Source organism: Xanthomonas sp. XNM01, assembly GCF_014851915.1.
In the GTDB taxonomy this organism is placed as follows: domain Bacteria; phylum Pseudomonadota; class Gammaproteobacteria; order Xanthomonadales; family Xanthomonadaceae; genus Pseudoxanthomonas.
Genome location: NZ_JACVAP010000004.1, coordinates 431113 through 455236, shown reverse-complemented (window position 1 = coordinate 455236; position 24124 = coordinate 431113). Strand labels below are relative to the sequence as shown.

Genomic DNA, 24124 nt, shown 5'->3' with positions numbered 1-24124 from the left:
CGGGGCCAGGATGCGCGACACGCTCGCTCGCGCCGAAGCGGCCGAGGCCGACCGCGCGCTGCTGCAGCGCGACGTCAAACGCCACGACCAGCTCGAACAGCAGCTGCTGCAGGCCAAGCAGGCGGCCGAGTCGGCGGTGCTGGCCAAGGGCGAGTTCCTGGCGACGATGAGCCACGAGATCCGCACCCCGCTCAACGGCATCATTCCGATGCTCGAGCTGGTCGCCCGCGGCAACCTGGCGCCCGAGCAGCGCGAGATGCTGCACACCGCGCACGAGTCTTCGCTGCAGCTGCTGCGCATCGTCGACGACATCCTCGACTACTCCAAGCTCGAGGCGAACCGGCTGGAGCTGGAGATCACCAGCTTCAACCTGCGCGACCTGATGGAAGCGGTGCAGCAGCTGATGCAGGGCCCGGCCGAGGGCAAGCGGCTGCGGCTGGAACTGGAGATCGATCCGGGCGTGCGCCTGCCGGTGCGCGGCGATCCGGTCCGCCTGCGCCAGGTGCTCAGCAACCTGCTGGGCAACGCGGTGAAGTTCACCGAGCGCGGCGGCATCCGGATGGGCGTGCGCCGGCTCGGCGAGACGCCGGTCCAGCACCTGCTGCGTTTCGAAGTCCGCGACACCGGCATCGGCATCGCACCCGAGCAGCAGGAGCGGCTGTTCAACGCGTTCTCGCAGGCCGACGCCTCGACCACCCGCCTGTACGGCGGCACCGGCCTGGGCCTGGCGATCTGCAAGCGGATCGTCGACCTGATGGGCGGCCGGATCGGGGTCGAATCGGTACCGGCGCAGGGGTCGACCTTCTGGTTCGAGATCCCGCTGCTGAAGGTGATCGGCGACGTGCAGTCACGCATGGCGCCGGCGCAGGGGCCGCGCATCCTCGCGATCACACCGGACCTGCGGCTGCGGCAACGCCTGGCCAGCGTGCTGCCGCAGTGGGGCCTGACCGCCAGCATCGTCGAGACCACCCAGGAAGCGCTGGAGCGCCTGCGCCAGCCGGTCGCCCACGCCGCGGTCATCGCGGATTTCGACGGCCTGCGCCACAGCGCACGGGCGCTGCACCGGGTGCTGACCCGCAATGCAGAACACGACGGCGTCCGCCTGGTCTGGCTGTACGGCGAGGAGGACATCCCCGACGAACTGCGTGCCCGCGCCGCGCTGCTGCCGCGCCAGTCGGCCGATGCCGACCTGCGCGCTGCCCTGCTGTCGGAACCGCGCAGCGCACCGGCTGCCACGACGGTCGCGCCCCCGCCCGCCGAATCCGCGTGGCCGGCCCCGGTGGCGCCTGCCGCATCACCCGCGCCCGTCACACCCGCCCCTTCGCCGGCACACGCCTTCGCGGCAGCGGCAACGCCGATCAGCAACGCACGCCTGCTGCTGGTCGAGGACAACCCGGTGAACATGCGCGTGGCCCAGCGCCTGCTCGAAGTGCTCGGTCATGGCTGCGATACCGCACCCAATGGCGAGGTCGCACTGTCGATGATGCAGGCCGGCCACTACGACCTGGTCCTGATGGACTGCCAGATGCCGGTCCTGGACGGCTATGCCGCCACCCGCAGCTGGCGCGCCCACGAAGCGGAGGCCGGCCCCTCCGGCCCGCACCTGCCGATCGTGGCGATGACCGCCAACGTGATGGTCGGCGACCGCCAGCGCTGCCTGGATGCCGGGATGGACGATTACCTGCCCAAGCCCGTCGCCCGCGAACAGCTGGCCGCCTGCCTGGCGCACTGGCTCGCACAGCCGGGAATCGCTGCACCCGCATCTGCGCCCGAGCCGGCAGCAGTGGTCGCGGCGACGCCGGCCGTCGCGCCGGTCACGCCCGACCCGACGATGCCGATGTCGGCTTCAACCCCGGTTCCAGCGCCAGCGTCGGCTCCAGTGGTTGCTCCTGCACCTGCTCCTGCACCTGCCACGATTCCACCTGCCGCAGCGCTACCGGTGGAGCCAGCAGCGGCGCATCCACAGCGCGGGACCGCCGAAGCCGGCTACGACGCGCAGCCGACCGTACTCGATCCCGGCATGCTCGACGAACTGCGCGAGATCGCCGGCGACGAAGCCGCCTCGATCGTGCGCCTGTTCCTGGAGGATGCGCCGCGCCTGGTCCGGCAGCTGGAACAGGCATCGGCCACGCCGGATCTGGACGCGATGCGCGAGGCCGCCCATTCGCTCAAGTCGTCCGCCGCCAACGTCGGTGCGCTGGCCCTCTCCGCAGCGGCCAAGCGGATCGAACTGGCCGCCCGCGCGCATGCCCTGGATCGCCCCGCGGTCGCGGTGGCGCTGCTGATCGCGGAGTTCGCGCGCGCGCGCGTGGCGCTGCAGGGCTGGCTGTCGGCGAATGCCGCGCCTGCGGGCTGATCGGGCATCGGGCCGATCGGCCGCGCACTGTTTCCGTCGGGCGGGAAGCACGGTGACGGCGGTATCGCGGGCCACACGACAGTCGCGGCGGGGGCCTTGGCGCGAAGTGATCCGAAGTGATCCGAAGTGATCCGAAGCAGGATGACGCACTGCTTCGCGGTCACGGATGGGGTGCCTTGCACCCGACGCACGCGACGGAATCGCCGGGACGTGATCGACCGCCACCGGTGCGATCGCGCGGACGTCGCGCGATCGCGCTGGAGCGCTCTCAGTCTTCGAGCTTGCTCAGCAGGTAGTTCTGCTCGCCGATGCGGCCGATCAGGTCCAGCTGGGTCTCCAGCCAGTCCACGTGCTCCTCTTCGGAATCGAGGATCTTCACGAACAGCTGGCGGCTGACGTAGTCGCCGATCGAATCGGCGTAGGCCACCGCCTCGCGCAGCAGCGGAATGCCGTCCATTTCCAGCGCCAGGTCGCACTCGAGCAGCTCGCGCGGATTCTCGCCGATGCGCAGCTTGCCCAGCGCCTGGAAGTTCGGCAGGCCCTCGAGGAACAGGATGCGCTCGGACAGCCAGTCCGCGTGGCGCATCTCGTCGATCGATTCCTTGTATTCGTGTTCGGCCAGTTCCTTCAGGCCCCAGTTCTTCAGCATCTTGGCGTGCAGGAAGTACTGGTTGATCGCGGTGAGCTCGTTGTAGAGCACCTTGTTGAGGAACTCGATGACCTTGGCGTCGCCCTTCATGGCTGCGCTCCGTTAGTGCGGGGACGGGCGCACTCTAGCGCTTCATCGGTGCAGGTGAAGGAACGCGAATCGTGCTCATTCGTCGCCGCTTCGGGACACTTCGGCCCACGCGGCAGATCGACCGCCACGACTCCCGGCAAGGCGCCTGCGCGAGGATCCACCCATGACTCCGGCCGATTCCTCCTCGGCGACCATGTCGCGCCCCGCTGATGGCCGGCGGCGACACAACGTCCATGGCGATGCGCCCGTCCTTGGTGACGGGCGCATCGTGTCCGCAGCCGTCTCCACCGCAGACTTCAGACCAGCCTTTTTTCAGACGCGTGCGGACCGCTGCAGACATCAAGCAGATGGGGCGCCGACGCGCTCCTCCACCAATCCCGAGCACGCCATTCAGGAAGGCCGATTGATCACACGTGCCACCGTCGGCATCGACGCAACGCGTCGACGCGCTGGGGATAAGCAGGTGTGGGAATCAGCCGAAGGCCGGCAATGACGCCGGCCATACCACGTGACTCAGGCCGCGGCGGCCAGTACCGGCAGCGGCAGGGCGGCACGCATGTCGTCGATCATGCCGGCGGCCATGTCCAGGCAGGAGCCGCAGGTCGCGCCGCAGCCGGTCCGCATGGTCAGTTCGGACACGCTGGAGCAGCCGTTCTCGACGGCTTCGCGGATCTGACGGTCGGTGACTCCATTGCAGATGCAGACGTACACGGCGGCGGCTCGGAACAGTCAACGGAACGTGATGCCATTCGACTACGAATGAGAATGGGTGTCAATTCCAGCCGTAAACGCATTCAGCCATTCGTCGTGCATGCCCCGGGGAAGCCGGACCCCACTACCGGACGCGGCCGGCAATGTCCCCTGAGACGCCGGACAACGTCATCAAGCCGTTCGCTGCCCCCGGTTGCCACGCGGACGCTTGCGCGGGCGATCGTGGCCCGCTGCCGCGTTGCCCGGCATCCAGGCCTCCTGCGCGGTCCCGGGCATCTGCTGGACGACCGCACCGGTCCCGCGTGCCAGCGGCGCCAGATGCCGCAGGGCGCGCGCGTAGACACCGCGCTTGAAGGTGACCACGTGCTCGACCGGGTACCAGAAGTCCACCCAGCGCCAGTGGTCGAACTCCGGGGTTTCGGTGAGATCCAGCCGGACCTCGGACTCCGCCCCGACCAGGCGCAGCAGGAACCACACCTGCTTCTGGCCGATGCAGACCTGGCGCGCGTCGCGCCGGACCGCCCGCCCTGGCAGGCGGTAACGCAGCCAGCCGGGCGTGGCGCCCAGCACTTCCACATGTTCGGGCGACAGCCCGGTTTCCTCGTGCAGCTCGCGGTACATCGCCTCGACGGGGGTCTCGTCGCTGCGCATGCCGCCCTGCGGGAACTGCCAGCCGTCCCGGCGCACGCGGCGTGCCCAGAACACCTGTCCATCCGGCCGCATGAGCACGATGCCGACGTTCGGCCTGTATCCGTCCGGATCGATCACGATGCGGACTCCTGAGAAATCTCGACTGTCGGGGACTGTGCCACGCCGGGAAGCGGGCCAGCAAGCGGAACGTTGACAAGCGGGCCGGAAGCAGGAAAAATTGCCAGTTCTCCGCGGGGCTATGTAGCTCAGCCGGTTAGAGCACAGCACTCATAATGCTGGGGTCGGTGGTTCGAGTCCACCCATAGCCACCACCGCGAAGAGACGCCGAAAGCCCCGCCCAGTGCGGGGCTTTTGCGTTGGGCCGGCCGCGATGCCGGGTGGTGACCGGCGTGCTCGCCCATCGACCAGTCCGCGTCCCGTCGGCAGGCCGGGCTCCCCGCCTTCCTCACGCTGGCGGCCCACTTCGCTCGCACGCTGCACTCAGCCGCCGCCAGGGTCGACCTAGCCGCCGGCGTCCTCGGCGTGTACCGGCAGGGTGACGTTGACCACGGTCGGGTCGTCCGGGTCGGGTTCGGTGCGAAAGCCCAGGTGCTGGCACATCGCCAGCATCGTCACGTTCTCGCGCAGGACCTGGCCTTCGACCATGCGCAGGCCGATCGCGCCGGCGTACTCGATCATGATCCGCATCAGCTGCCAGCCGATGCCGTAGCCCTTCAGGTCCGAGCGCACCAGGATGCCGTACTCGCCACGCTCGTAGTTGGCGTCGGCCAGCAGCCGCACGGCGCCGAGCATCTGCCCGCTGTCGGGGTCGATCGCCACCAGCGCGATCGAGCGCGCGTAGTCGAGCTGAGTCAGGCGCGCGATGAACTCATGGCTGAAATGGCGCACCGCCTGGAAGAAGCGCAGGCGCAGGTCCTCCTCGGTCACCCGGGCGAAGAACTCGCGGAACAGCGCATCGTCCTCGGGCCGTACCGGTCGCACGAACATGCGCCGGCCCTGCAGCAGGTCGACATGGCGCTCCCACTCCTTCGGGTACGGGCGGATCACGAAACGCGAATGCCACGGGCCCTTCTGGTTGGCGCCGAACGCACCGGCCGGGGCGACGGAAACCCGCGCATCGACCGCGATCACGCCGTCGCGGTCGGCCAGCAGCGGGTTGATGTCCAGCTCGCGGATCTCGGGAATGTCGGCGGCCAGCTGCGCCAGCTTCACCAGCACCAGCGCCACCGCGCGCTCGTCGGCGGCCGGCACGTCGCGGTAGGCCTTGAGGATGCGCGAGACCCGGGTGCGGCCGATCAGCTCATGTGCCAGCCGCAGATCCAGCGGCGGCAGCGCCAGCGCCTTGTCGTCGATCACCTCGACCGCGGTGCCGCCGCGGCCGAACACGATCACCGGACCGAACGTGGCGTCGTCGGCGATGCCGGCGATCAGCTCGCGCGCCTTCGGCCGCACGATCATCGGATGCACGGTGACGCCCTCGATCCGCGCCTCGGGCCGCAGTTCGCGCGCACGCTGCAGGATCGCCTCGGCCGCGTCGCCGACCGCCTGCGCGCTGACCAGGTTCAGGCGCACGCCATCGACATCGGACTTGTGCACGATGTCCGGCGACAGGATCTTCAGCGCGACCGGGCTGCCCTGCGCCAGCAGCGGTGCGGCGGCCGCCATCGCCTCGGCCGCGTCACGGGCCAGGATCACCGGCGTGATCGGGATGCCGTAGGCACCGAACAGCCGCGTCACCGCGATCGGGTCCAGCCACTGCTGCCCGGCGGCCAGCGCCCGGGACACGATCGCCTGCGCGGCGGCGGTATCGACGACGAAATCCTCGGGCAGGCTCGGTGGCGTCTCCATCAGCGCCTGCTGTGCCTCATGGTGGCGGACCAGGTACATGAAGCCGCGGACCGCGTCGGCCTCGGTGGCGTAGGTGGGAATGTTGGCGCGGTTCAATGCATCCACCGCGACCAGTTCGTTGCCCAGCCAGACCCCGAACACCGGCTTGCCGCCGCGCGGCGCGGCCGCCACCGTCCGGGTCACCGCCTCGGCCGCCTCGATGCCGGAGGACAGCGCGGTCGGCACGTTCATCACCAGCACCGCGTCGTTGTCGCGGTCGGCCAGCAGCGCCTGCAGCGCGGCCGCATAGCGCCCGCCATCGGCATCGCCGACGATGTCCACCGGGTTGCCGCGCGACCAGGTCGACGGCAGTACCGCGTCCAGCGTGCGCACGGTCTGCTCGGACAGCGCCGCCAGGGTGCCGCCCAGGTCGACCAGCCGGTCCACGCCGAGCACGCCAACGCCGCCACCGTTGGTCAGGATCGCCAGCCGCCGGCCGGGCGCGGCGCGCACGTGGCCCAGGGTCTCGGCCGCGGCGAACAGCTCGTCCAGCGCCAGCACGCGCAGCAGGCCGGCGCGCCGGAATGCGGCGTCGTACACCGCGTCGGCGCCGGCCAGCGCGCCGGTATGGGTGGCCGCGGCGCGCGCGCCCTGCGCATGACGTCCGGACTTGACCACCACCACCGGCTTGGAACGGGCGGCGGCACGCGCGGCGGACATGAACTTGCGGGCATCGCGGATCGATTCGACGTAGAGCAGGATCGCGCGCGTTTTCGGATCCTGGGCGAAGTAATCGAGCAGATCGCCGAAGTCCACGTCCAGGGCATCGCCCAGCGAGACCACCGCGGAGAAGCCGACCGAGCGCTCCACGCCCCATTCGATCAGCCCGGCCGCGATCGCGCCGGACTGCGACAGCAGGGCCAGATCCCCTGGCAGCGGGCCGCGGGCGGCGAAGCTGACATTGAGTTTCGCGTGCGGCGCCATCACGCCCAGGCAGTTCGGGCCGACGATGCGCAGCCCGTGCGGGCGCGCGAGCGCCTCGATCCGCGCCAGCAGCGAGCCCGGCCCCTGGCCCAGTCCCGCGGTGATCACCACGGCCGCCTTGGCCTTGCAGGCGATCGCCTGGGCGATCACGTCCGGCACGGTCGCCGCCGGCGTGGTCACCACCACCAGTTCCGGCGAGAACGGCAGGTCGGCCATGTGGGCGACGGTGGCCAGCCCCTCGATCACCGGATGGCGCGGATTGACCACGCCGATCTTCCCCGCGAAGCCGGCTTCGCGCAGGTTGCGCACGACGGTACGCCCGACCGAACGCGCGCGCGGGCTGCCGCCGACGATGGCGACCGAGCGCGGGCGGAAGACCGATTCCAGGGCGTAGGTACTCATCGCGTCGGCGGCGTCCTCGTCAGCATTCCGGCACACATTACCCTGCTGCGGCACAGGCTCCGACCCTTGGACAGATTGTCCCATCGGTCAATCTGTCCAAGGCGGTGCCGCGCCCGCGCGCCTAAGCTGCCCGCCAAGGGCCACCCCAGCAAACGCAGGCAGTCCCGGCATCCCGGTCTTCCGTCGGGCATGGCGACGGCCATTTAAACGGGTACCCCGACACGGTCCGTTAGCGCATTGATCACGATCAATGCCCGGGCACGTTCATGGGCGGATGATCGCCCCCGTTCAGACTGAGGATCGGACCGCATGCAAAGCGTGCAGGGGACATACAACGACAAGGTGGTGCGTCAGTTCGCGGTGATGACCGTGGTCTGGGGCATCGTAGGCATGCTGGTCGGCGTCATCATCGCCGCACAGCTTTACTGGCCAGCGCTCAATTTCGACCTGCCCTGGCTGAGTTACGGGCGGTTGCGACCACTGCATACCAATGCGGTGATCTTCGCCTTCGGTGGCAGCGCGCTGTTCGCCACCAGCCTGCATGTGGTGCAGCGTACCTGCCACGTGCGGCTCATTTCCGACAAGCTGGCCGCCTTCGTGTTCTGGGGATGGCAGCTGGTGATCCTGCTGGCCGCGATCTCCCTGCCGCTGGGCTACACCCAGGGCAAGGAGTACGCCGAGCTGGAATGGCCGATCGACATCCTGATCACGGTGGTCTGGGTGGCGTACGCGGTGCTGTTCCTCGGCACGATCGCCAAGCGCCGGGTCAAGCACATCTACGTGGCCAACTGGTTCTACGCCGCGTACATCATCGCCATCGCCCTGCTGCATATCGTCAACAACCTGTCGATTCCGGTGGGCCTGACCAAGTCGTACCCGGTCTACTCCGGTGCCGTCGACGCGATGGTGCAGTGGTGGTACGGCCACAACGCAGTGGGCTTCCTGCTGACCGCCGGCTTCCTCGGCATGATGTACTACTTCGTGCCCAAGCAGGCCGGCCGCCCGGTGTATTCCTACCGGCTGTCGATCGTGCACTTCTGGGCGCTGATCGCGGTCTACATGTGGGCCGGCCCGCACCACCTGCAGTACACCGCCCTGCCGGACTGGGCACAGTCGCTGGGCATGGTGTTCTCGCTGGTGCTGCTGGCACCGAGCTGGGGCGGCGCGATCAACGGCGTGATGACCCTGTCGGGCGTCTGGTACAAGCTGCGCACCGACCCGATCCTGAAGTTCCTGATCGTGGCGATCTCGTTCTACATGATCGCGACCTTCGAGGGGCCGATGATGTCGATCAAGATGGTCAACTCGCTGTCGCACTACACCGACTGGACCGTCGGCCACGTGCACGCCGGTGCGCTGGGCTGGGTGGCGATGATTTCGATCGGTTCGATCTACGCGCTGCTGCCCAAGCTGCTGGGCCGCGAGCAGATGTTCTCCATCAAGGCCATCGACCTGCACTTCTGGCTGCACACGCTGGGCGTGGTGTTCTACATCGCCTCGATGTGGATCGCCGGCGTCATGCAGGGCCTGATGTGGCGCGCCACCAATGACGACGGCACGCTGACGTACAGCTTCGTCGAGGCGCTCAACGCGACCTATCCGTACTACCTGATCCGCCTGGGCGGCGGTCTCCTGGTGCTGGCCGGCATGGGCGTGATGGCCTGGAACACCTACAAGACCTACCGCACCGCCACTTCGCTGGCCGGCGCGCCGGTGATGGCGCCCGACGCTTCCGAAGCGCGTGCCTGAGGACGGACCGACATGAGCAACGACAACAACAACGCACACGAGAAAGTCGAGAAGAACATCGGCCTGATGGCGGTGCTGATCGCGGTGGCCATTTCGTTCGGCGGCCTGGCCGAGATCGTGCCGCTGATGTTCCAGGCCGAGACGATCGAGCCGCTGGAAGGGGTCGAACCCTATCCGGCGCTCGAACTGGCAGGGCGCGACATCTACATCCGCGAGGGCTGCTACAACTGCCACTCGCAGATGGTGCGCACCCTGCGCTTCGAGTCCGAGCGCTATGGCCACTACTCGCTGGCCGGCGAGTCGGTCTACGACCGGCCGTTCCAGTGGGGCAGCAAGCGCACCGGTCCGGACCTGGCCCGCGTCGGCGGCCGCTACTCCGACGACTGGCACCGCGTGCACCTGATCAATCCGCGCGACGTGGTGCCCGAGTCGAACATGCCGGGCTTCCCGTGGCTGGAGAAGACCGAGGTCAACGGCACCACCGTGGCCAAGCGCATGGGTGCGCTGAAGACCCTGGGCGACCCCTACACCGACGAGCAGATCGCGCAGGCGCCGGCCGACGTCGAGGGCAAGACCGAGCTGGATGCGGTCGTGGCCTACCTGCAGGGACTTGGACGGCATGCGCCGCGTGGAGGCCAGCAATGATCTCGGGAATCGTCACCGCCATCCTGCTGGCGATGTTCGTCGGCGGCTGGATCTGGGCCTGGAGCCCGAAGCGCAAGCGCGAGTTCGAGGATGCGGCACGCCTGCCGCTGGATGAGGAAGACAGGGGGAACCGGGCATGATGAGCACCGGATGGACGTGGTACGTCATCGCGATCGTCGCGCTGAACCTGCTGGGCTGTGTCTGGCTGCTGTGGTGGACCGCGCGTCGCCGCCCGAACGATCCGGGCCCGGAAGAGACCCTGCATACCTGGGACGGCGACATCACCGAGTACAACAAGCCGTTGCCGAAGTGGTGGATCAACCTGTTCTACATCACCATCGTGTTCGCGGTCGGCTACATCTTCTGGTACGGCGGCCTCGGCGCGATTCCGGGCTACTCCAAGTGGTCCTCGGCCGGTGAGCACGCCGACGAGAAGGCCGTGCAGGACGCGCGCCTGGAGGAAACCTTCAAGCCGTTCGCCAACCAGGCCATCGACGTGCTGGCCAAGGACCAGAAGGCGCTGGCACTGGGGCGCTCGATCTTCAGCAACACCTGCGCCACCTGTCACGGCTCCTCGGGCCAGGGTGCGATCGGCTACCCGAACCTGACCGACGACATCTGGCACTGGGGCGGCAGTCCGGAACGCGTGCTGGAAACCGTGCTCGATGGCCGCGACGGCATCATGCCCGGCTGGGGCCAGGTGCTGACCGGCATGGGCGGCGACAACGCGGTGGACTACACCATCGCCTACGTCCGCACCCTGTCCGCGCCGGAGACGCTGCAGAACAACTTCATGGCCGCACAGGGCAAGAAGCTGTACGAAGGCGTCTGCGTGGCCTGCCACGGCATCGACGGCAAGGGCAACCAGGAACTGGGCGCGCCCGACCTGACCGACGACTACTGGATGTACGGCAGCACCCGCGAAAGCCTGACCAGGACCATCACCGACGGCCGCCATGGCGTGATGCCCGCGCACCGCGAACTGCTCGGCGAAACCCGCGCCCGCCTGGTCGCTGCATACGTCTGGTCGCTGTCGCATAATGAGGCCGGAACCGGGAGCGCCCCGGCGAAGGACTGACGCGCAGTGAGCGACTTCAGCGAGCCACGTTTCGATCACCCCCCACGCCCGCTCGCGCAGCGCGTGGGGGCCATCGCCTGGCCCAGCTTCTTCGCTGCCGGCGTGGCGACGATGGTGTTCTTCGCCTTCGTCGATCCGCTGATGCTGCGCGACATGACCTTCCCCGACCTGCAGATTTCACGGGAGCTCGGCTATTCGCTGGGCTTCTTCGTGTTCTGGCTGGCGACCGCTTCGTCCAGCCTGTTCACCTGGATCCTGCTGCGTCCGTCCAGTCGCTTCAACCACGCGTTGCCGCCCGAGAAATAAGCGGCTTTTTGGGCTCGCCTGCACGAGCCCCCCTGCGACAATTTGACGCTACCGCGCACGCGGGCGTCGCCGGATACTGGACATCGCGGAAACCCCGTTCCGCTCGCCACGCCGCCTCGATGCGGCGACGCCCCAGACCATGATTTCATCCGCCCACGCCAGCACGCCGGTCCGCCCTCGCGGACGCGCGTCGTCGCCCGCAGGAAGGCACCCATGAGCAAACGCATCCCGCTGGACGTCGTCGACGGCCAGGGCAACTCCTTCTATGTCAGCGAGCGCAAGGTCTATCCGCGCGACGTGTCCGGGCGCTTCGCCAGGCTGCGCGTCGCCGCGGTGATCTGGCTGCTGGGCATGTTCTACGTGTTCCCGTGGCTGCCGTGGGACGGTCGCCAGGCGGTGCTGTTCGATCTCCCGGCACGCAAGTTCTACGTGTTCGGCCTGGTGTTCTGGCCGCAGGATTTCCTGTTCCTCGCGCTGCTGCTGATCATCGCGGCGATGGCGCTGTTCTTCTTCACCGCGCTGGCCGGGCGCCTGTTCTGCGGCTACGCCTGTCCGCAGACGGTATGGACCGAAGTGTTCCTGTGGATGGAGCAGTGGACCGAGGGCGACCGCGCCAAGCGGATGAAGCTCGACGCCGGCCCATGGACACGCGAGAAGCTGCTGCGCAAGGGCGCCAAGCACACGCTGTGGCTGGTGTTCGCACTGTGGACCGGCTTCACCTTCGTCGGCTTCTTCACCCCGATCACCGAACTGGGCAGCCGTCTCTTCACCTGGCAGTGGGGCGGCTGGGAAACCTTCTGGGTGCTGTTCTACGCACTGGCCACCTGGGGCAACGCCGGCTTCCTGCGCGAGCAGGTGTGCAAGTACATGTGCCCGTACGCGCGCTTCCAGAGCGCGATGTTCGACCGCAACACCCTGCTGATCGCCTACGACCCCATGCGCGGCGAGCCGCGCGGTCCGCGCAAGCGCGGCCTCGGCAGCGTGCTCGAGCGCGCCCGCGGCCTGCTCGACGTGCGCACCGCCTACGATTATGTGTTCCGCACAAGCAAGCATCCGACCGCCGCCGACAACCGCCTGCAGGCGCATGGCACGATCGCCCTGGCCGGCGCCGGCCAGAAAGCCGAGCCGCTGCCGAAGTTCGAGCTGGACCAGCTCGGCGACTGCATCGACTGCACGATCTGCGTGCAGGTCTGCCCGACCGGCATCGACATCCGCAACGGCCTGCAGTACGAGTGCATCGCCTGCGGCGCCTGCATCGACGCCTGCGACGACGTGATGGGGAAGATGGGCTATCCCAAGGGCCTGATCCGCTATTCGACCCAGAACGCGATCGATGGCGACACCACCAAGGTCGCGCGGCCGCGGATCTTCGTCTACGGCTTCATCCTGCTGGCGCTGATCGTCGGCTGGGGCTGGGGTGTGGGCAACCGCAGCGATCTGATCGCCGAAGTGCTGCGCGACCGCAACGCGCTGTACCGCCAGGGCGGCGATGGCCGGGTCGACAACGACTACACGCTGAAGCTGGTCAACAAGGCGCAGGTCGCACGCGAGTACAGGATCCGGCTGGAGTCGGCGACGCCGGGTATCATGCTGCGCGATGGCGACATCGTCGTGGAGGCCGGCCCCGAGCAGGTGCTGTCGCTGCCGGTCACCGCCACCGCCGCACCCGACGACGACGTGCGCGGACGCCATGCGGTGCGGATCATCGTCGAGAGCCTCGACGGCAGGACCAGCCGCGAGATCGAAAGCAGTTTCTTCGGACCGGTGCAATGAACGACAAGAAGCCCCTGTGGCGTATTCCCGTGATGTGGCTGGTGATCGGCCTGCCGCTGGCCTCGATCGTGGCCGGCGTGGGCCTGGTCTTCATCGCCGTCAATGCCGGCGGCGCGGATGCGGTCAACGATGAGGTCCAGCGCGTCTCGCAGGTGCAGACCACCAACCTCGGCCCCGATGCCGCCGCCAGGAAGCGCGGCCTGAGCGCGGTGCTGCGGATCGAGGACGGCGTGGTCGAGGTCCTGCCGGCGACCGGCGAGTTCGAACGCAATGCGCCGCTGCGGATCGTGCTCGGCCATCCGATCAGGGCCGCCGAGGACGTGCGGCTGGATCTGCCGGCCACGGCGACCGGCTGGCGCGCCGAGGCTGCGATCGATCCGGGCCACGACTGGACCATCGAACTGCTGCCCGCCGATGGCAGCTGGCGCCTGCACGGACGCCTGCCCAAGCAGCAGCACGCCACCCGGCTCGCCCCCTCGCTGGGCGGACGGGAGTAAGGCGGACGCGATGGACGCCACCGTTCCCGCCCCGGTCGCGATGGCCGCTGCCGGAACCTGCGACCACTGCGGCGAGACGCTTCCGGCGTCGTTCGAGCGACTGCAGCTGGACGGACGCGAGCAGCGCTTCTGCTGCCATGGCTGTTCTGCGGCGGCCGAATGGATCCGCCAGTCCGATCTCGACGGCTATTACCGCCTGCGTACCGCTGGCGGCACGAAGGTCGGCACCGAACTGCCCGACCTGGCGGTCTGGGACCGCGACGATGTCCAGGCCGAGCACAGCCGTGCGATCGCCGGCGGCCGCGAGATCACCCTGCTGACCGACGGCATGCGCTGCGCCGCCTGCGCCTGGCTGATCGACCGCGCCCTGGCGCGCGAACCGGGCGTGCTCGACAGCAGCGCCAATGCAGTGACCGGCCGCATCCGGATCAGCTGGGATCCGCAGCGCACCGCGCTGTCGCGGCCGCTGCAGCGGCTGGCCATGCTCGGCTACCGGCCCTACCTGGCCGGCGGCGAAGCGCTGGAGCGCGCGCGCGCCAAGGACACACGGCGCTGGATCCTGCGCCTGGGCATCGCCGGCCTCGGTACGCTGCAGGCGATGATGCTGGCCGAGGCGCTGTACCTGGATTTCAGCAACAGCATGCCGGTGCCGACGCGGGATTTCTTCCGCTGGCTGACCTTCCTGCTGTGCGCGCCGGTGGTGTTCTACTCGGGCTGGCCGTTCCTGGCCGGCGCCTGGCGCGAGCTGCGCCAGCGCCACGTCGGTATGGACACCCTGATCGCCAGTTCCACCCTGCTCGCCTATCTGGCCAGCCTGGCCGAGACCATCCGCGGCGGCCCGCACGTCTGGTACGACGCCGCGGTGATGTTCGTGTTCCTGCTGCTGGCCGCGCGCATGCTCGAACAGCGCGCGCGCGGCATCGCCACCGCCCAGGTCGATGCGCTCGCGCGTGCGCGGCCGGCCTTCGCCACGCGCGAGCGCGCGGACGGCAGCCGCGAGGCGGTGCCACTGGGCATGCTCGCCGCCGGCGACGTGGCCTGCGTGGCCGCCGGCGATGCGGTCCCGGCGGACGGCGACCTGCTCGACGGCGATGCCTGGTTCGAGGAAGCGCTGCTGACCGGCGAATCGGCACCGGTGCGCAAGCACCCCGGCGCGACGGTCTACGCCGGCACCGTGTGCCGCGAGCAGCCGGCACGGATCCGCGTCACCGGCATCGGCAGCGAAACACGGCTCTCGCAGCTGGTCCGCCTGGTCGACCAGGCGCAGGCGCACCGGCCGGCGCTGGCCCGCGCCGCCGACCGCATCGGCGGACGCTTCGTGATCGCCCTGCTTGCGGTCGCCGCACTGACCTTCGCCGGCTGGCAGGTCTACGCGCCCGAACGCGCACTGGAAGTCACCCTCGCCCTGCTGGTGATCAGCTGCCCCTGCGCGCTCTCGCTCGCCATCCCGGCCGCGCTGGCGACCGCGCACGGCACCCTGGCCAAGGTCGGCCTGCTCGCGGTGCGGCCGGATGCGCTGGACTCCCTGGGTCGCGCCACCGACATCGTGTTCGACAAGACCGGCACGCTCAGCGACGGCCGTCCGCAGCTGGCCTCGGTGGACGTCTTCGGCCCCCTCGACCGTGCCGCCGCACTGCGGATCGCGGCAGCGCTGGAGCGCGACAGCGGGCATCCGATCGCGGCCGCGTTCGCCGGCATCGACGCGGCTGCCGCCAGCGAGGTGCGCGCCGTGCCGGGGCGCGGGATCGAAGGCCGGGTCGATGGTTGCGCATGGAAACTGGGGCGGGCCGACTTCGCCGCCGGCCGCGACGACGACGGCGCGCTGTGGCTCGGAGACGGCCGATCGCCGCAGGCGCGTTTCGTGCTGCAGGAACGCGCCCGGCCTGATGCCGTCGAGGCGCTGGACGCACTGCGTGCGCTCGGCCTGCAGGTGCACCTGTCCAGCGGCGACGCTGCCGCGCCGGTGCAGCGACTGGCGGACGGGCTGGGCATCGGCGCGGTGCATGCACGGCAGTCGCCCGAGGACAAGCTGGCACTGGTGCACCAGCTGCAGGCGCAGGGACGGATCGTGGCGATGGTCGGCGACGGCCTCAACGATGCGCCGGTGCTCGCCGGCGCCGACGTCTCGATCGCGATGGGCGAAGGCGCCTCGCTGGCGCACCGCGCCGCCGACCTGGTCACCACCGGCGGCAGCCTGGGCCGCATCCCCGCGGCGATCGCACTGGCGCTCCGCACGCGCCGTGTGATCCGGCAGAACCTGGCCTGGGCCGCGCTGTACAACCTGCTGGCGCTGCCGCTGGCGATCGCCGGCCTGGTCACGCCCTGGCTGGCCGCACTCGGCATGGCGCTGTCCTCGCTGCTGGTCACGCTCAACGCGCTGCGCCTGACCCGCCTGCAACGCCGAAGCAGCGACACTGCGCACGCCCCCCTGCCGGAGACCGCGCGATGAACATCCTGCTGATGCTGATCCCGATCAGTCTGGTCCTGCTTGCCGCCGCGATCGGCGCGTTCGTCTGGGCGGTCAAACGCGGCCAGTTCGACGATCTCGACACCCCCGCGCTGGACATCCTCGACGACGACGATCGCCCTGCTGCCGGCCGCACCACGTCCCGCGCGCGGCCCGGCGACGCCGCACCGCCGGAGCGCTGACCCCCGCGATGCCGATCGATGTGCCGATGCTGGTTGCCGCCGCCCTGGCCGGGCTGCTCGGTGGCGTGCACTGCGCCGCCATGTGCGGCGGCATCGCCACCGGCTTTTCGGCGATGTCGCGCGGCGGCGGCCTGGCGGTCGCGCTGCAGGCCAATCTGGGCCGGGTCGGCGGTTACGTGCTCGCCGGCGCCCTGGTCGGTGGCTTCGGCGGCGGCCTGCTGCAGCTGGCCCGGCTCGAGACGCTGGCCCTGGGGCTGCGCATGGCGACCGGTCTGGTGCTGGTGCTGGTCGCGCTGCGCCTGCTGGACCGCAGCGGCAGGCTGAACGTCCTCGGCAAGCCCGGCACCCGGGCCTGGCGCTGGCTGCAGCCGCTGCAGCGGCGCCTGCTGCCGGCCGACACCGCCTGGCGCCGGCTCGCGCTCGGCGCGCTGTGGGGCTGGCTGCCCTGCGGCCTCAGCGTCAGCCTGCTGACCGCCGCCTGGCTGCAGGCCAGCGCCCGCGACGGCGCGCTGACCATGGCCGCGTTCGGCCTGGGCACGCTGCCGGTGATGCTGCCGCTGACCTGGTCGGGCGCGCGCATGGGCCGCTGGCTGCAGCGTCCTGCGCTGCGCACCGCACTGGCCTGTGTCGTCCTGGCCGCCGGCCTGCTGACCCTGTCCTCGCCCTGGCTGATGCGCATTCCCGCCCTGCACGGCCCGCTGGCCGCACTGGGCTGCATGCCGGCCTGAGCGCAGGCGCGCCATCACATCCGGTGCTCCCCATCGCAGCGCACGCTGGCAGCTGTTGCCCACCTGTCTGCGCAGGCCTGGCGCGGATCCTACGCGTCGTCGACGCACGAAAGCGCCGCCTTGACCGACTCAGGTCCGCGCTTGTCCGGCGACGTGTCGACGCCGCATCGGCGGCCTTCCGCGCGCCCGTCACCTGGGACGAAGACCGGTCCCGCGGCAGAACGGACACCACCGCTCACGAGGACGCGCACTGCGCATCGCCGACGGCCGTCGCGATGCGGCCGATGCCATCCGGGAACACGCTGCAGGCAACGCTTCTCCATCGCAGCTCGCCACACTTCACGCTTCCACGCGGAGGCCGTGGCGAGCTGCGAAGCGCATCGCCAGACACGCACGGCGCGCCGCCAGCACGGAACCGATTCGCGAACACACGCCGCTGCGATTGCGCAGCCGGATCCGACGCAAAAAAAAAACCAACCTTGCGGTTGGTTTTTTCGTATTTGGCAGCCCCGGAAGGATTCGAACCTCCGAATGCCTGAGTCAGAGTCAGGTGCCTTACCGCTTGGCGACGGGGCTGTAGGGGTGACGATTATAGAGCGCCTCCGCGAGGAATGCACGCATTCGTCGAAGGAAAAAGTGAAAGAAATGCACCACTTTTTCCTCGAGGCGGCCCGGCAGACTGCCGGACCACCAAGTGGCGACGCACGTGGCGTCGCCAGATCCCGATCAGCGCTTGGAGAACTGGGTCGCGCGACGGGCCTTGTGCAGACCGACCTTCTTACGCTCGACCTCACGGGCGTCGCGGGTCACGAAGCCGGCCTTGCGCAGATCGCTCTTCAGCGCTTCGTCGTACTCGACCAGCGCACGGGCGATGCCCAGACGGATCGCACCGGCCTGGCCGGTGGTGCCGCCGCCGGTGGCGGTGACGACGATGTCGAACTTGTCGGTGTTCTGGGTCAGTTCGAGCGGCTGGCGCACGATCATGCGCGCGGTCTCACGGCCGAAGAACTCGTCCAGCGGACGGCCGTTGACGGTGATGTTGCCACTGCCCTTGCGCAGGAAGACGCGGGCGGTGGAGGACTTGCGACGGCCGGTGCCGTAGTTCTGAGTGGTAGCCATCGTTATGCCTTAGATGTCCAGCGGCTGCGGCTGCTGGGCCGCATGCGGGTGTTCGGAACCAGAGTAGACCTTGAGCTTGCGGTACATCGCACGGCCCAGCGGGCCCTTCGGCAGCATGCCCTTGACGGCGATCTCGATGACGCGCTCCGGGTGGCGCTCCAGCGCCTGGCCCAGGGTCTCGGTCTTCAGGTTGCCGATGTAGCCGGTGAAACGATGGTACAGCTTGTCCTGCAGCTTGTTGCCGGTCACGGCGATCTTCTCGGCGTTGATCACCACGAGGTAATCGCCGGTATCGACGTGAGGGGTGTACACGGGCTTGTGCTTGCCGCGCAGGCGGCTGGCCAGCTCTGCGGCCAGGCGGCCGAGGGTCTTGCCGGAGGCGTCAACGAGATACCAGTCGCGCTGGACGGTCTCGGACTTGGCGATGAAAGTCTTCATGGGAACTCTGGTGGTTGGTCGAGCTGATTCCGTCCCGGCAGGTGCCGCTGGGAACTTCGCCTCGCGATGTGAAGGGTGCAACAAAGAGGCGGGAGGATACACCCCGGAGCCGGCGCTGCGCAAGTCGCCCATGCCGCGCGGCTTGGCAGGCCGGCGGCCGGCGACGGACAATCGGGCAGGGCCAGCCCGGCCCGCCGCCCGCATCGCCTCATGACCACCAGCCGCCTGCTCTCTCCGCTCGACCGCCTGCTGATCGAGGCCCAGCGCGCCCTGGAAACCACGCTCGGCGATCCACCTCCGGCGCGGCCCTGCCCGGCCACCGCGGAGGATCCGGTGATGCCGTCTGCGGCGCGCCGCCATGCCGCCGGGCTGATGCGGATCAACCACGTCGGCGAGGTCTGCGCCCAGGGCCTGTACTTCGGCCAGGCCGCGGTCGCGCGCGAGGCGGCCACCCGTGCGCACCTGATGGAGGCCGCCCAGGAAGAAACCGACCACCTGGCCTGGTGCGCACAGCGCCTGCGCGAGCTGGACAGCCGCCCCAGCCTGTTCAATCCGCTCTGGTACGCGGGCAGCTATGCGATCGGCGCGCTGGCCGGCCTGCGCGGCGATGGCTGGAACCTGGGCTTCGTGGTCGAAACCGAACGCCAAGTCGAAGCGCATCTGGACGAGCACCTGCACACCCTGCCCGATGCGGACCAGCGCAGCCGGCAGATCATCCAGGTGATGAAGGAGGACGAGGCGCGCCACGCCGATCATGCGCAGCAGGCCGGTGCGCGCCGGCTGCCGCAGCCGATTCCGGCGCTCATGGCGACCGCTTCCCGGGTGATGAAAGCGGTCGCCTACCGGCTCTGACGCTTCGGACGGGGAATGGCGCCCGCGGCCGGGCCAGCCTCGACGACAGGCCCGGCCGACAGGATCACTTCACGGGCGAGGCCAGCTTCAGGCCCACGATGCCGGCCAGGATCAGGCCGATGCAGACCAGCCGCGCCACCGTCGCCGGCTCCTTGAAGATCACCATGCCGAGCAGCGCGGTGCCGACCGCGCCGATGCCGACCCAGATCGCATAGCCGGTCCCCAGCGGGATCGATTTCAGCGCGGTGGCCAGCAGCCAGAAGCTGGCCACCATCGCCACGCCGGTGACCAGGCTCGGCCACAACCGGGTGAAGCCTTCCGAATACTTCAGGCCCACCGCCCACACCACTTCCAGCACACCCGCCAGCACCAGATACACCCACGGCATACATCATCTCCTCGCAGTGAAGATGCCCGGGCCGCACAAACGAAAGCGGCCCGGAACATCGGTTCCGGACCGCCGTCGGTCCTGGTGCGCGGCCTGCGCCGCGGGCGGGTCGTCCCGCCTGTTTTCAGGGTGATGCCAGCGTACGCGGCACCACCCGAACCGCACGTAACCCCGTTACTCGACCAGGTTGCGGCCGTGGAACAGTTCCTCGATCTCGCGCTTGAGCAGCGCCTCGATCCGCATCCGGTCCTTGAACGACAGGTTGCGCGCCTTCTCCTCGAACAGGTAGGTGTCGAGGTCGAACTCCTTCAGGTGCATCTTCGTGTGGAAGATGTTTTCCTGGTAGACGTTCACGTCGATGCTTTCGTAGCGCGACTTGATGTTCTTGGCCAGGAAATCCTGGATCGAATTGATCTTGTGGTCGATGTAGTGCTTCTTGCCCTTGATGTCGCGGGTGAAGCCGCGCACGCGGTAGTCCATCACCACGATGTCGGACTCGAAGCTCTCGATCAGGTAGTTCAGCGCCTTCAGCGGCGAGATGACGCCGCAGGTGGCCACGTCGATGTCCGCACGGAAGGTCGCGATCCCGTTCTGCGGGTGCGTTTCCGGATAGGTGTGGACGGTGATGTGGCTCTTGTCCATGTGCGCGACGACCGCGTCGGAGATGACCTCCTTGCCGGCCTGCTTCTTGTCGATGACCGGCTCTTCGGAGATCAGGATCGTCACCGAGGCACCCTGCGGGTCGTAGTCCTGGCGGGCCACGTTCAGAATGTTGGCGCCGATGATCTGGGCCACGTCGGTCAGGATCTGGGTCAGGCGGTCGGCGTTGTACGCCTCATCGATGTACTCGATGTAGCGCTGGCGCTCGTCTTCCGAGACCGCGTAGCAGACGTCATAGATGTTGAAGCTCAGCGCCTTGGTGAGATTGTTGAAGCCTTGCAGCCTCAGGCGCGGCAGCGGTTTGACCACGGCGGTCATGCCTCTGGGGTGGATGGGAGCGGCGCATTATGGGCCAAATGGGGTGACGGGGGTATGCAAACCGTATGGAAGCGTTTGCGGCGCCGACCCCATGCGGCTACTCTTCCGGCACCTGCCGCGCCCCCGCCCATGACCTCCAGGACTCCTCCCATCGTGTCCCCAGTGCGCTTCGCCAGCAGTCCGCTGACGCTGGATCAGGCCGCCACCGATCGTTTTCTGGCCCACAGCCAGCGTCGGCGCTATCCGAACCGGACCGACGTTTTCCGCCCCGGCGACCCGGCCGGCACCCTGTATTACGTGGTCAACGGCTCGGTCAGCATCATCGCCGAGGAGGAAGACGGCCGCGAGCTGGTGCTGGGCTACTACGGCGCCGGCGAGTTCGTCGGTGAGATGGGCCTGTTCATCGAGTCGGACAGCCGCGAGGTGATCCTGCGTACCCGCAGCGCCTGCGAGCTGGCCGAGATCAGCTACGAGCGACTGCAGCAGCTGCTGCTGGGCGGCCTGTCCGCCGATGCGCCGCGGCTGCTCTACTCGATCGGCATCCAGCTCTCGCGGCGCCTGCTGACCACCAGCCGCAAGGCCAGCCGCCTGGCGTTCCTGGATGTCACCGACCGGATCGTGCGCACCCTGCACGACCTGGCCAAGGAGCCGGAGGCGATGAGCCATCCGCAGGGCACCCAGCTGCGCGTCTCGCGCCAGGAGCTGGCGCGCCTGGTCGGCTGCTCGCGCGAGATGGCCGGTCGCGTGCTCAAGAAGCTCCAGGCGGACGGCCAGCTGCATGCGCGCGGCAAGACCGTGGTGCTGTACGGCACCCGCTGACCGGCGGCGGCGTCCGCGCCGCCCGTTGCCGCGTCACGCCAGGCAAGGGACCGGATGATGGAACTGGGCCCGGACTTCTACTGGTTCGTCCTGATCGGGCTGTGCGCCCAGCTGATCGACGGTGCGCTGGGCATGGCCTACGGCCTGGTGTCCTCGTCCGTCCTGCTGGCGATGGGCCTGCCTCCGGCGCAGGTCAGCGCCAGCATCCACGCCGCCGAGGTCTTCACCACCGGTGCGTCCGGTGCCTCGCACGCGGCGATGGGCAACGTCGACCGCCGCCTCTTCCTGCGCCTGGCCATTCCCGGCGTGATCGGCGGCATCGCCGGCGCGTGGCTGCTGAGCCAGATCCCCGGCGACCTGATCCGTCCCTTCGTCTACGCCTACCTGCTGGGTCTGGCGATCCTGATCCTGCTGCGCGCCAGCGGCCGCATGCGGCCGCGTGGCGAGGTCCGGCGGGTGCCCGTGCTGGGCTTTTTCGCAGGCCTGCTCGATGCCAGTGGCGGTGGCGGCTGGGGACCGCTGGCGACCTCGACCCTGCTCGCCGGCGGCGGCAAGGCGCGGACGGTGATCGGTTCGGTCAATGCGGCCGAGTTCGCGGTCACCCTGGCGGTCTCGCTGACCTTCCTGTTCACGATCGGCATCCAGCATCTGGAAATCGTGCTGGGCCTGCTGGTCGGCGGCGTGCTCGCCGCGCCGCTGGCGGCGCTGCTGGTCAAGCGGGTCCGCGAAACCTGGGTACTGGTGGCCGTCGGCGTGCTGGTGCTGTGCATCAGCGTGTACCAGATCGGACACGCACTGCTGGCGTGATGCGGTGACGCGCGGCGCCAGCCAGGCGCCATGCGCTCAGCCCCTGTGCGGCGGCGCCACCGCATCGCCGGCGCGGTCGACGCAGCCCCAGTTGAGGATCCGCGTCCCTTCCGGCAGCACCTGGCGGAAATGGGCGATGGCCGAGGCCTTGGGGTTGACCACCACCGGCGCCCTGGCCGCCAGCAGTAGCGGCAGGTCGGCGCGGCTGTCCGAATAGGCGATGGCGATGTCGGCGTAGCCGCGCTCGCGCAGCATCCGCATCTTTTCCTCGTTGTGGCAGTGCCGCCGCGCACCGACCGCACCGAAACGCGGGCCGATCAGGCTGCCGATCACCGGCACGTCCTGGTGGGCGACGAAGGACAGGATCGCGCGCGCCAGCTCGGGCGGCGCGCCGGTCGCGACCACCACCCGGTCGCCGGCGGCACGGTGCGCGGCGAATACCTCGAGCGCATGCGGCAGCAGCTTGCGCTCGATCTGCTCGCGGTGCGTGGCCACGTAGCGGTCGATCCACAGGTTGAACTCGCGCGCGCGATGCAGGCCGAAGGTGGCGATCCACACGTAACCGGAGATACCGAAGCGCCGCGTCGGCAGCATCGCCACCAGCGGACCCAGCACCGGCGTGGCCAGCAGCGCCGTCAGCAGCCGCAGCGGGTTGCGCCGGATCAGCCAGGCGAACAGATGGCTGCCGGAGTCGCCGTCGTAGAGCGTGTGGTCGAAGTCGAACACGACCAGCGGCGCGTCCTCGCGCGGCTTCGGGTACGGCGTACTCATGGATCGAAGAACAGCTGACGCAGCGCCTCGCCCGGTTCGGGCGCGCGCATGAAGGTCTCGCCGACCAGGAAGGCGTGCACGCCGGCGGCGCGCATGATCGCCACGTCGGCCGCGCCGAGGATGCCGCTCTCGGTGACCAGCAGGCGGTCACGCGGCACCGCGTCCTTCATCTGCAGGGTCACGTCCAGCGATACCTCGAAGGTGCGCAGGTTGCGGTTGTTGATGCCCACCAGCGGCACCGGCACCTGGATCGCCCGCTCAAGCTCGTCGATGTCGTGCACCTCGACCAGCACGTCCAGGCCCAGCTCCATTGCCAGGCCCGACAGGTCGGCCAGCTGCACGTCGTCCAGCGCGGCCACGATCAGTAGGATGCAGTCGGCGCCGAGCGCACGCGCCTCGTGCACCTGGTACGGATCGATGGTGAAGTCCTTGCGCAGCACCGGCAGCGTGCAGGCATTGCGGGCCTGCTGCAGGTAGGCGTCGCTGCCCTGGAAGAAGTCCTCGTCGGTCAGCACCGACAGGCAGGCCGCGCCGCCGAACTCGTAGCTGACGGCGATCTCGTCCGGGCGGAAATCGGGGCGGATCACGCCCTTGGACGGACTGGCCTTCTTCACCTCGGCGATCACCGCCGGGTCGCCGCTGGCGATCGCGGCCTTCAGCGCCGCGGCGAAACCACGCACCGGCGGCGCGCTGCGCGCACGCGCAACGACCTCGGCCAGCGGCGCGCTGGCGCGGCGGGCGGCGATCTCTTCGGCCTTGCGGGCCAGGATGGTCTGCAGGATGTCGCTCATGAAGTTCCCGTGCTGCGCGCCGGCGCCGGGCCGGTGCACGCATTCTCGCATGTCGTCACCGGCCCT

At 69.2% G+C, this 24124-nt stretch carries 25 protein-coding genes and 2 tRNA genes; 16 read left to right on the top strand and 11 right to left on the bottom strand.

The genetic code is table 11. The features are described from left to right. The first annotated feature begins 10 nt into the window (after nt 1–10). Nucleotides 11–2356 carry a hybrid sensor histidine kinase/response regulator gene (locus IB242_RS16125; protein WP_225540785.1) on the top strand — a complete coding sequence of 782 codons (2346 nt, stop codon included), beginning with the start codon at nt 11–13 and terminating at the stop codon, nt 2354–2356. 268 nt (nt 2357–2624) lie between these two features. Here the strand turns inward: IB242_RS16125 and bfr are convergent, their stop codons facing one another. Continuing rightward, a complete protein-coding gene (gene bfr, locus IB242_RS16120) occupies nt 2625–3095 on the bottom strand; it encodes a bacterioferritin (protein WP_192281795.1) in 471 nt (156 codons plus the stop codon). 163 nt (nt 3096–3258) lie between these two features. Between bfr and IB242_RS16115 the strand changes: the two genes are divergently transcribed. Then, nucleotides 3259–3588 (top strand): hypothetical protein, encoded by a 330-nt coding sequence (locus IB242_RS16115; RefSeq protein WP_192281793.1) that lies wholly within the window; start codon nt 3259–3261, stop codon nt 3586–3588. A gap of 20 nt (nt 3589–3608) precedes the next feature. Here IB242_RS16115 and IB242_RS16110 read toward each other — a convergent pair whose 3' ends face one another. Together IB242_RS16110 and IB242_RS16105 are read right to left on the bottom strand one after the other, a co-directional pair. Then, nucleotides 3609–3806: a (2Fe-2S)-binding protein gene (locus tag IB242_RS16110; protein WP_192281790.1), complete on the bottom strand. Its 198-nt coding sequence runs from the start codon at nt 3804–3806 to the stop codon at nt 3609–3611. Nucleotides 3807–3977: 171 nt separating this feature from the next. Further along, nucleotides 3978–4574: an RNA pyrophosphohydrolase gene (locus IB242_RS16105; RefSeq protein ID WP_192281787.1), complete on the bottom strand. Its 597-nt coding sequence runs from the start codon at nt 4572–4574 to the stop codon at nt 3978–3980. Between the two features lie 117 nt (nt 4575–4691). On the opposite strand from IB242_RS16105, the gene IB242_RS16100 reads away from it, so the two are divergent. Beyond that, nucleotides 4692–4768 (top strand) — tRNA-Met (locus IB242_RS16100). A 190-nt stretch (nt 4769–4958) separates the two neighbouring features. Here IB242_RS16100 and IB242_RS16095 read toward each other — a convergent pair. Continuing rightward, complete coding sequence (locus IB242_RS16095) at nt 4959–7670, bottom strand: bifunctional acetate--CoA ligase family protein/GNAT family N-acetyltransferase (protein ID WP_192281784.1); 2712 nt, start codon at nt 7668–7670, stop codon at nt 4959–4961. 309 nt (nt 7671–7979) lie between these two features. On the opposite strand from IB242_RS16095, the gene ccoN reads away from it, so the two are divergent. From ccoN to IB242_RS16045, 10 genes are all read left to right on the top strand, one after another. Next, complete coding sequence (ccoN, locus tag IB242_RS16090) at nt 7980–9419, top strand: cytochrome-c oxidase, cbb3-type subunit I (RefSeq protein WP_192281780.1); 1440 nt, start codon at nt 7980–7982, stop codon at nt 9417–9419. A 12-nt stretch (nt 9420–9431) separates the two neighbouring features. Next, complete coding sequence (ccoO, locus tag IB242_RS16085) at nt 9432–10064, top strand: cytochrome-c oxidase, cbb3-type subunit II (protein ID WP_192281777.1); 633 nt, start codon at nt 9432–9434, stop codon at nt 10062–10064. Further along, complete coding sequence (locus IB242_RS16080) at nt 10061–10204, top strand: cbb3-type cytochrome c oxidase subunit 3 (protein WP_192281774.1); 144 nt, start codon at nt 10061–10063, stop codon at nt 10202–10204. The genes ccoO and IB242_RS16080 overlap by 4 nt, the downstream gene beginning before the upstream one ends. Further along, nucleotides 10204–11142, top strand: coding sequence for a cytochrome-c oxidase, cbb3-type subunit III (gene ccoP, locus IB242_RS16075; protein ID WP_192281771.1), 939 nt, complete (start codon nt 10204–10206; stop codon nt 11140–11142). Before IB242_RS16080 ends, ccoP begins: the two co-directional genes overlap by 1 nt. 6 nt (nt 11143–11148) lie before the next feature. Further along, a complete protein-coding gene (locus IB242_RS16070) occupies nt 11149–11448 on the top strand; it encodes a hypothetical protein (protein ID WP_192281768.1) in 300 nt (99 codons plus the stop codon). A 213-nt stretch (nt 11449–11661) separates the two neighbouring features. Then, the gene (locus IB242_RS16065; protein WP_192281765.1) at nt 11662–13221 is read left to right on the top strand and encodes a 4Fe-4S dicluster domain-containing protein; all 1560 of its coding nucleotides are present in this window, start codon (nt 11662–11664) and stop codon (nt 13219–13221) included. After that, nucleotides 13218–13718 (top strand): FixH family protein, encoded by a 501-nt coding sequence (locus IB242_RS16060; RefSeq protein WP_192281762.1) that lies wholly within the window; start codon nt 13218–13220, stop codon nt 13716–13718. The genes IB242_RS16065 and IB242_RS16060 overlap by 4 nt, the downstream gene beginning before the upstream one ends. A 10-nt stretch (nt 13719–13728) precedes the next feature. Continuing rightward, entirely contained in the window at nt 13729–16167 is a 2439-nt protein-coding gene (locus IB242_RS16055; protein WP_192281759.1) for a heavy metal translocating P-type ATPase, read from the top strand. Next, nucleotides 16164–16367 carry a cbb3-type cytochrome oxidase assembly protein CcoS gene (gene ccoS, locus IB242_RS16050; protein ID WP_192281756.1) on the top strand — a complete coding sequence of 68 codons (204 nt, stop codon included), beginning with the start codon at nt 16164–16166 and terminating at the stop codon, nt 16365–16367. The genes IB242_RS16055 and ccoS overlap by 4 nt, the downstream gene beginning before the upstream one ends. Before the next feature lie 8 nt (nt 16368–16375). Then, nucleotides 16376–17095 carry a sulfite exporter TauE/SafE family protein gene (locus IB242_RS16045; RefSeq protein WP_192281753.1) on the top strand — a complete coding sequence of 240 codons (720 nt, stop codon included), beginning with the start codon at nt 16376–16378 and terminating at the stop codon, nt 17093–17095. A 501-nt stretch (nt 17096–17596) separates the two neighbouring features. Here the strand turns inward: IB242_RS16045 and IB242_RS16040 are convergent. From IB242_RS16040 to rplM, 3 genes are all read right to left on the bottom strand, one after another. Beyond that, nucleotides 17597–17671 (bottom strand) — tRNA-Gln (locus IB242_RS16040). 150 nt (nt 17672–17821) lie between these two features. After that, a complete protein-coding gene (rpsI, locus tag IB242_RS16035) occupies nt 17822–18214 on the bottom strand; it encodes a 30S ribosomal protein S9 (protein WP_192281750.1) in 393 nt (130 codons plus the stop codon). Between the two features lie 9 nt (nt 18215–18223). Further along, complete coding sequence (rplM, locus tag IB242_RS16030; RefSeq protein ID WP_192281747.1) at nt 18224–18652, bottom strand: 50S ribosomal protein L13; 429 nt, start codon at nt 18650–18652, stop codon at nt 18224–18226. 210 nt (nt 18653–18862) lie between these two features. On the opposite strand from rplM, the gene coq7 reads away from it, so the two are divergent. Then, nucleotides 18863–19504 (top strand): 2-polyprenyl-3-methyl-6-methoxy-1,4-benzoquinone monooxygenase, encoded by a 642-nt coding sequence (coq7, locus tag IB242_RS16025; RefSeq protein WP_192281744.1) that lies wholly within the window; start codon nt 18863–18865, stop codon nt 19502–19504. A gap of 64 nt (nt 19505–19568) precedes the next feature. On the opposite strand, the gene sugE is transcribed toward coq7, so the two are convergent. Together sugE and speD are read right to left on the bottom strand one after the other, a co-directional pair. Further along, nucleotides 19569–19892 (bottom strand): quaternary ammonium compound efflux SMR transporter SugE, encoded by a 324-nt coding sequence (gene sugE / locus IB242_RS16020; protein ID WP_192281741.1) that lies wholly within the window; start codon nt 19890–19892, stop codon nt 19569–19571. Between the two features lie 174 nt (nt 19893–20066). Next, nucleotides 20067–20861: an adenosylmethionine decarboxylase gene (gene speD / locus IB242_RS16015; RefSeq protein WP_192282204.1), complete on the bottom strand. Its 795-nt coding sequence runs from the start codon at nt 20859–20861 to the stop codon at nt 20067–20069. 138 nt (nt 20862–20999) lie between these two features. Here speD and crp point away from each other — a divergent pair, with 138 nt between their 5' ends. Further along, nucleotides 21000–21689 (top strand): cAMP-activated global transcriptional regulator CRP, encoded by a 690-nt coding sequence (gene crp / locus IB242_RS16010; protein ID WP_192281738.1) that lies wholly within the window; start codon nt 21000–21002, stop codon nt 21687–21689. A 57-nt stretch (nt 21690–21746) separates the two neighbouring features. Then, nucleotides 21747–22496, top strand: coding sequence for a sulfite exporter TauE/SafE family protein (locus tag IB242_RS16005; protein WP_192281722.1), 750 nt, complete (start codon nt 21747–21749; stop codon nt 22494–22496). 36 nt (nt 22497–22532) lie between these two features. Here the strand turns inward: IB242_RS16005 and IB242_RS16000 are convergent, their stop codons facing one another. Together IB242_RS16000 and trpC are read right to left on the bottom strand one after the other, a co-directional pair. Beyond that, a complete protein-coding gene (locus IB242_RS16000) occupies nt 22533–23267 on the bottom strand; it encodes a haloacid dehalogenase-like hydrolase (RefSeq protein ID WP_192281720.1) in 735 nt (244 codons plus the stop codon). Continuing rightward, the gene (gene trpC / locus IB242_RS15995) at nt 23264–24058 is read right to left on the bottom strand and encodes an indole-3-glycerol phosphate synthase TrpC (protein WP_192281718.1); all 795 of its coding nucleotides are present in this window, start codon (nt 24056–24058) and stop codon (nt 23264–23266) included. Before trpC ends, IB242_RS16000 begins: the two co-directional genes overlap by 4 nt. Nucleotides 24059–24124: the final 66 nt, after the last annotated feature.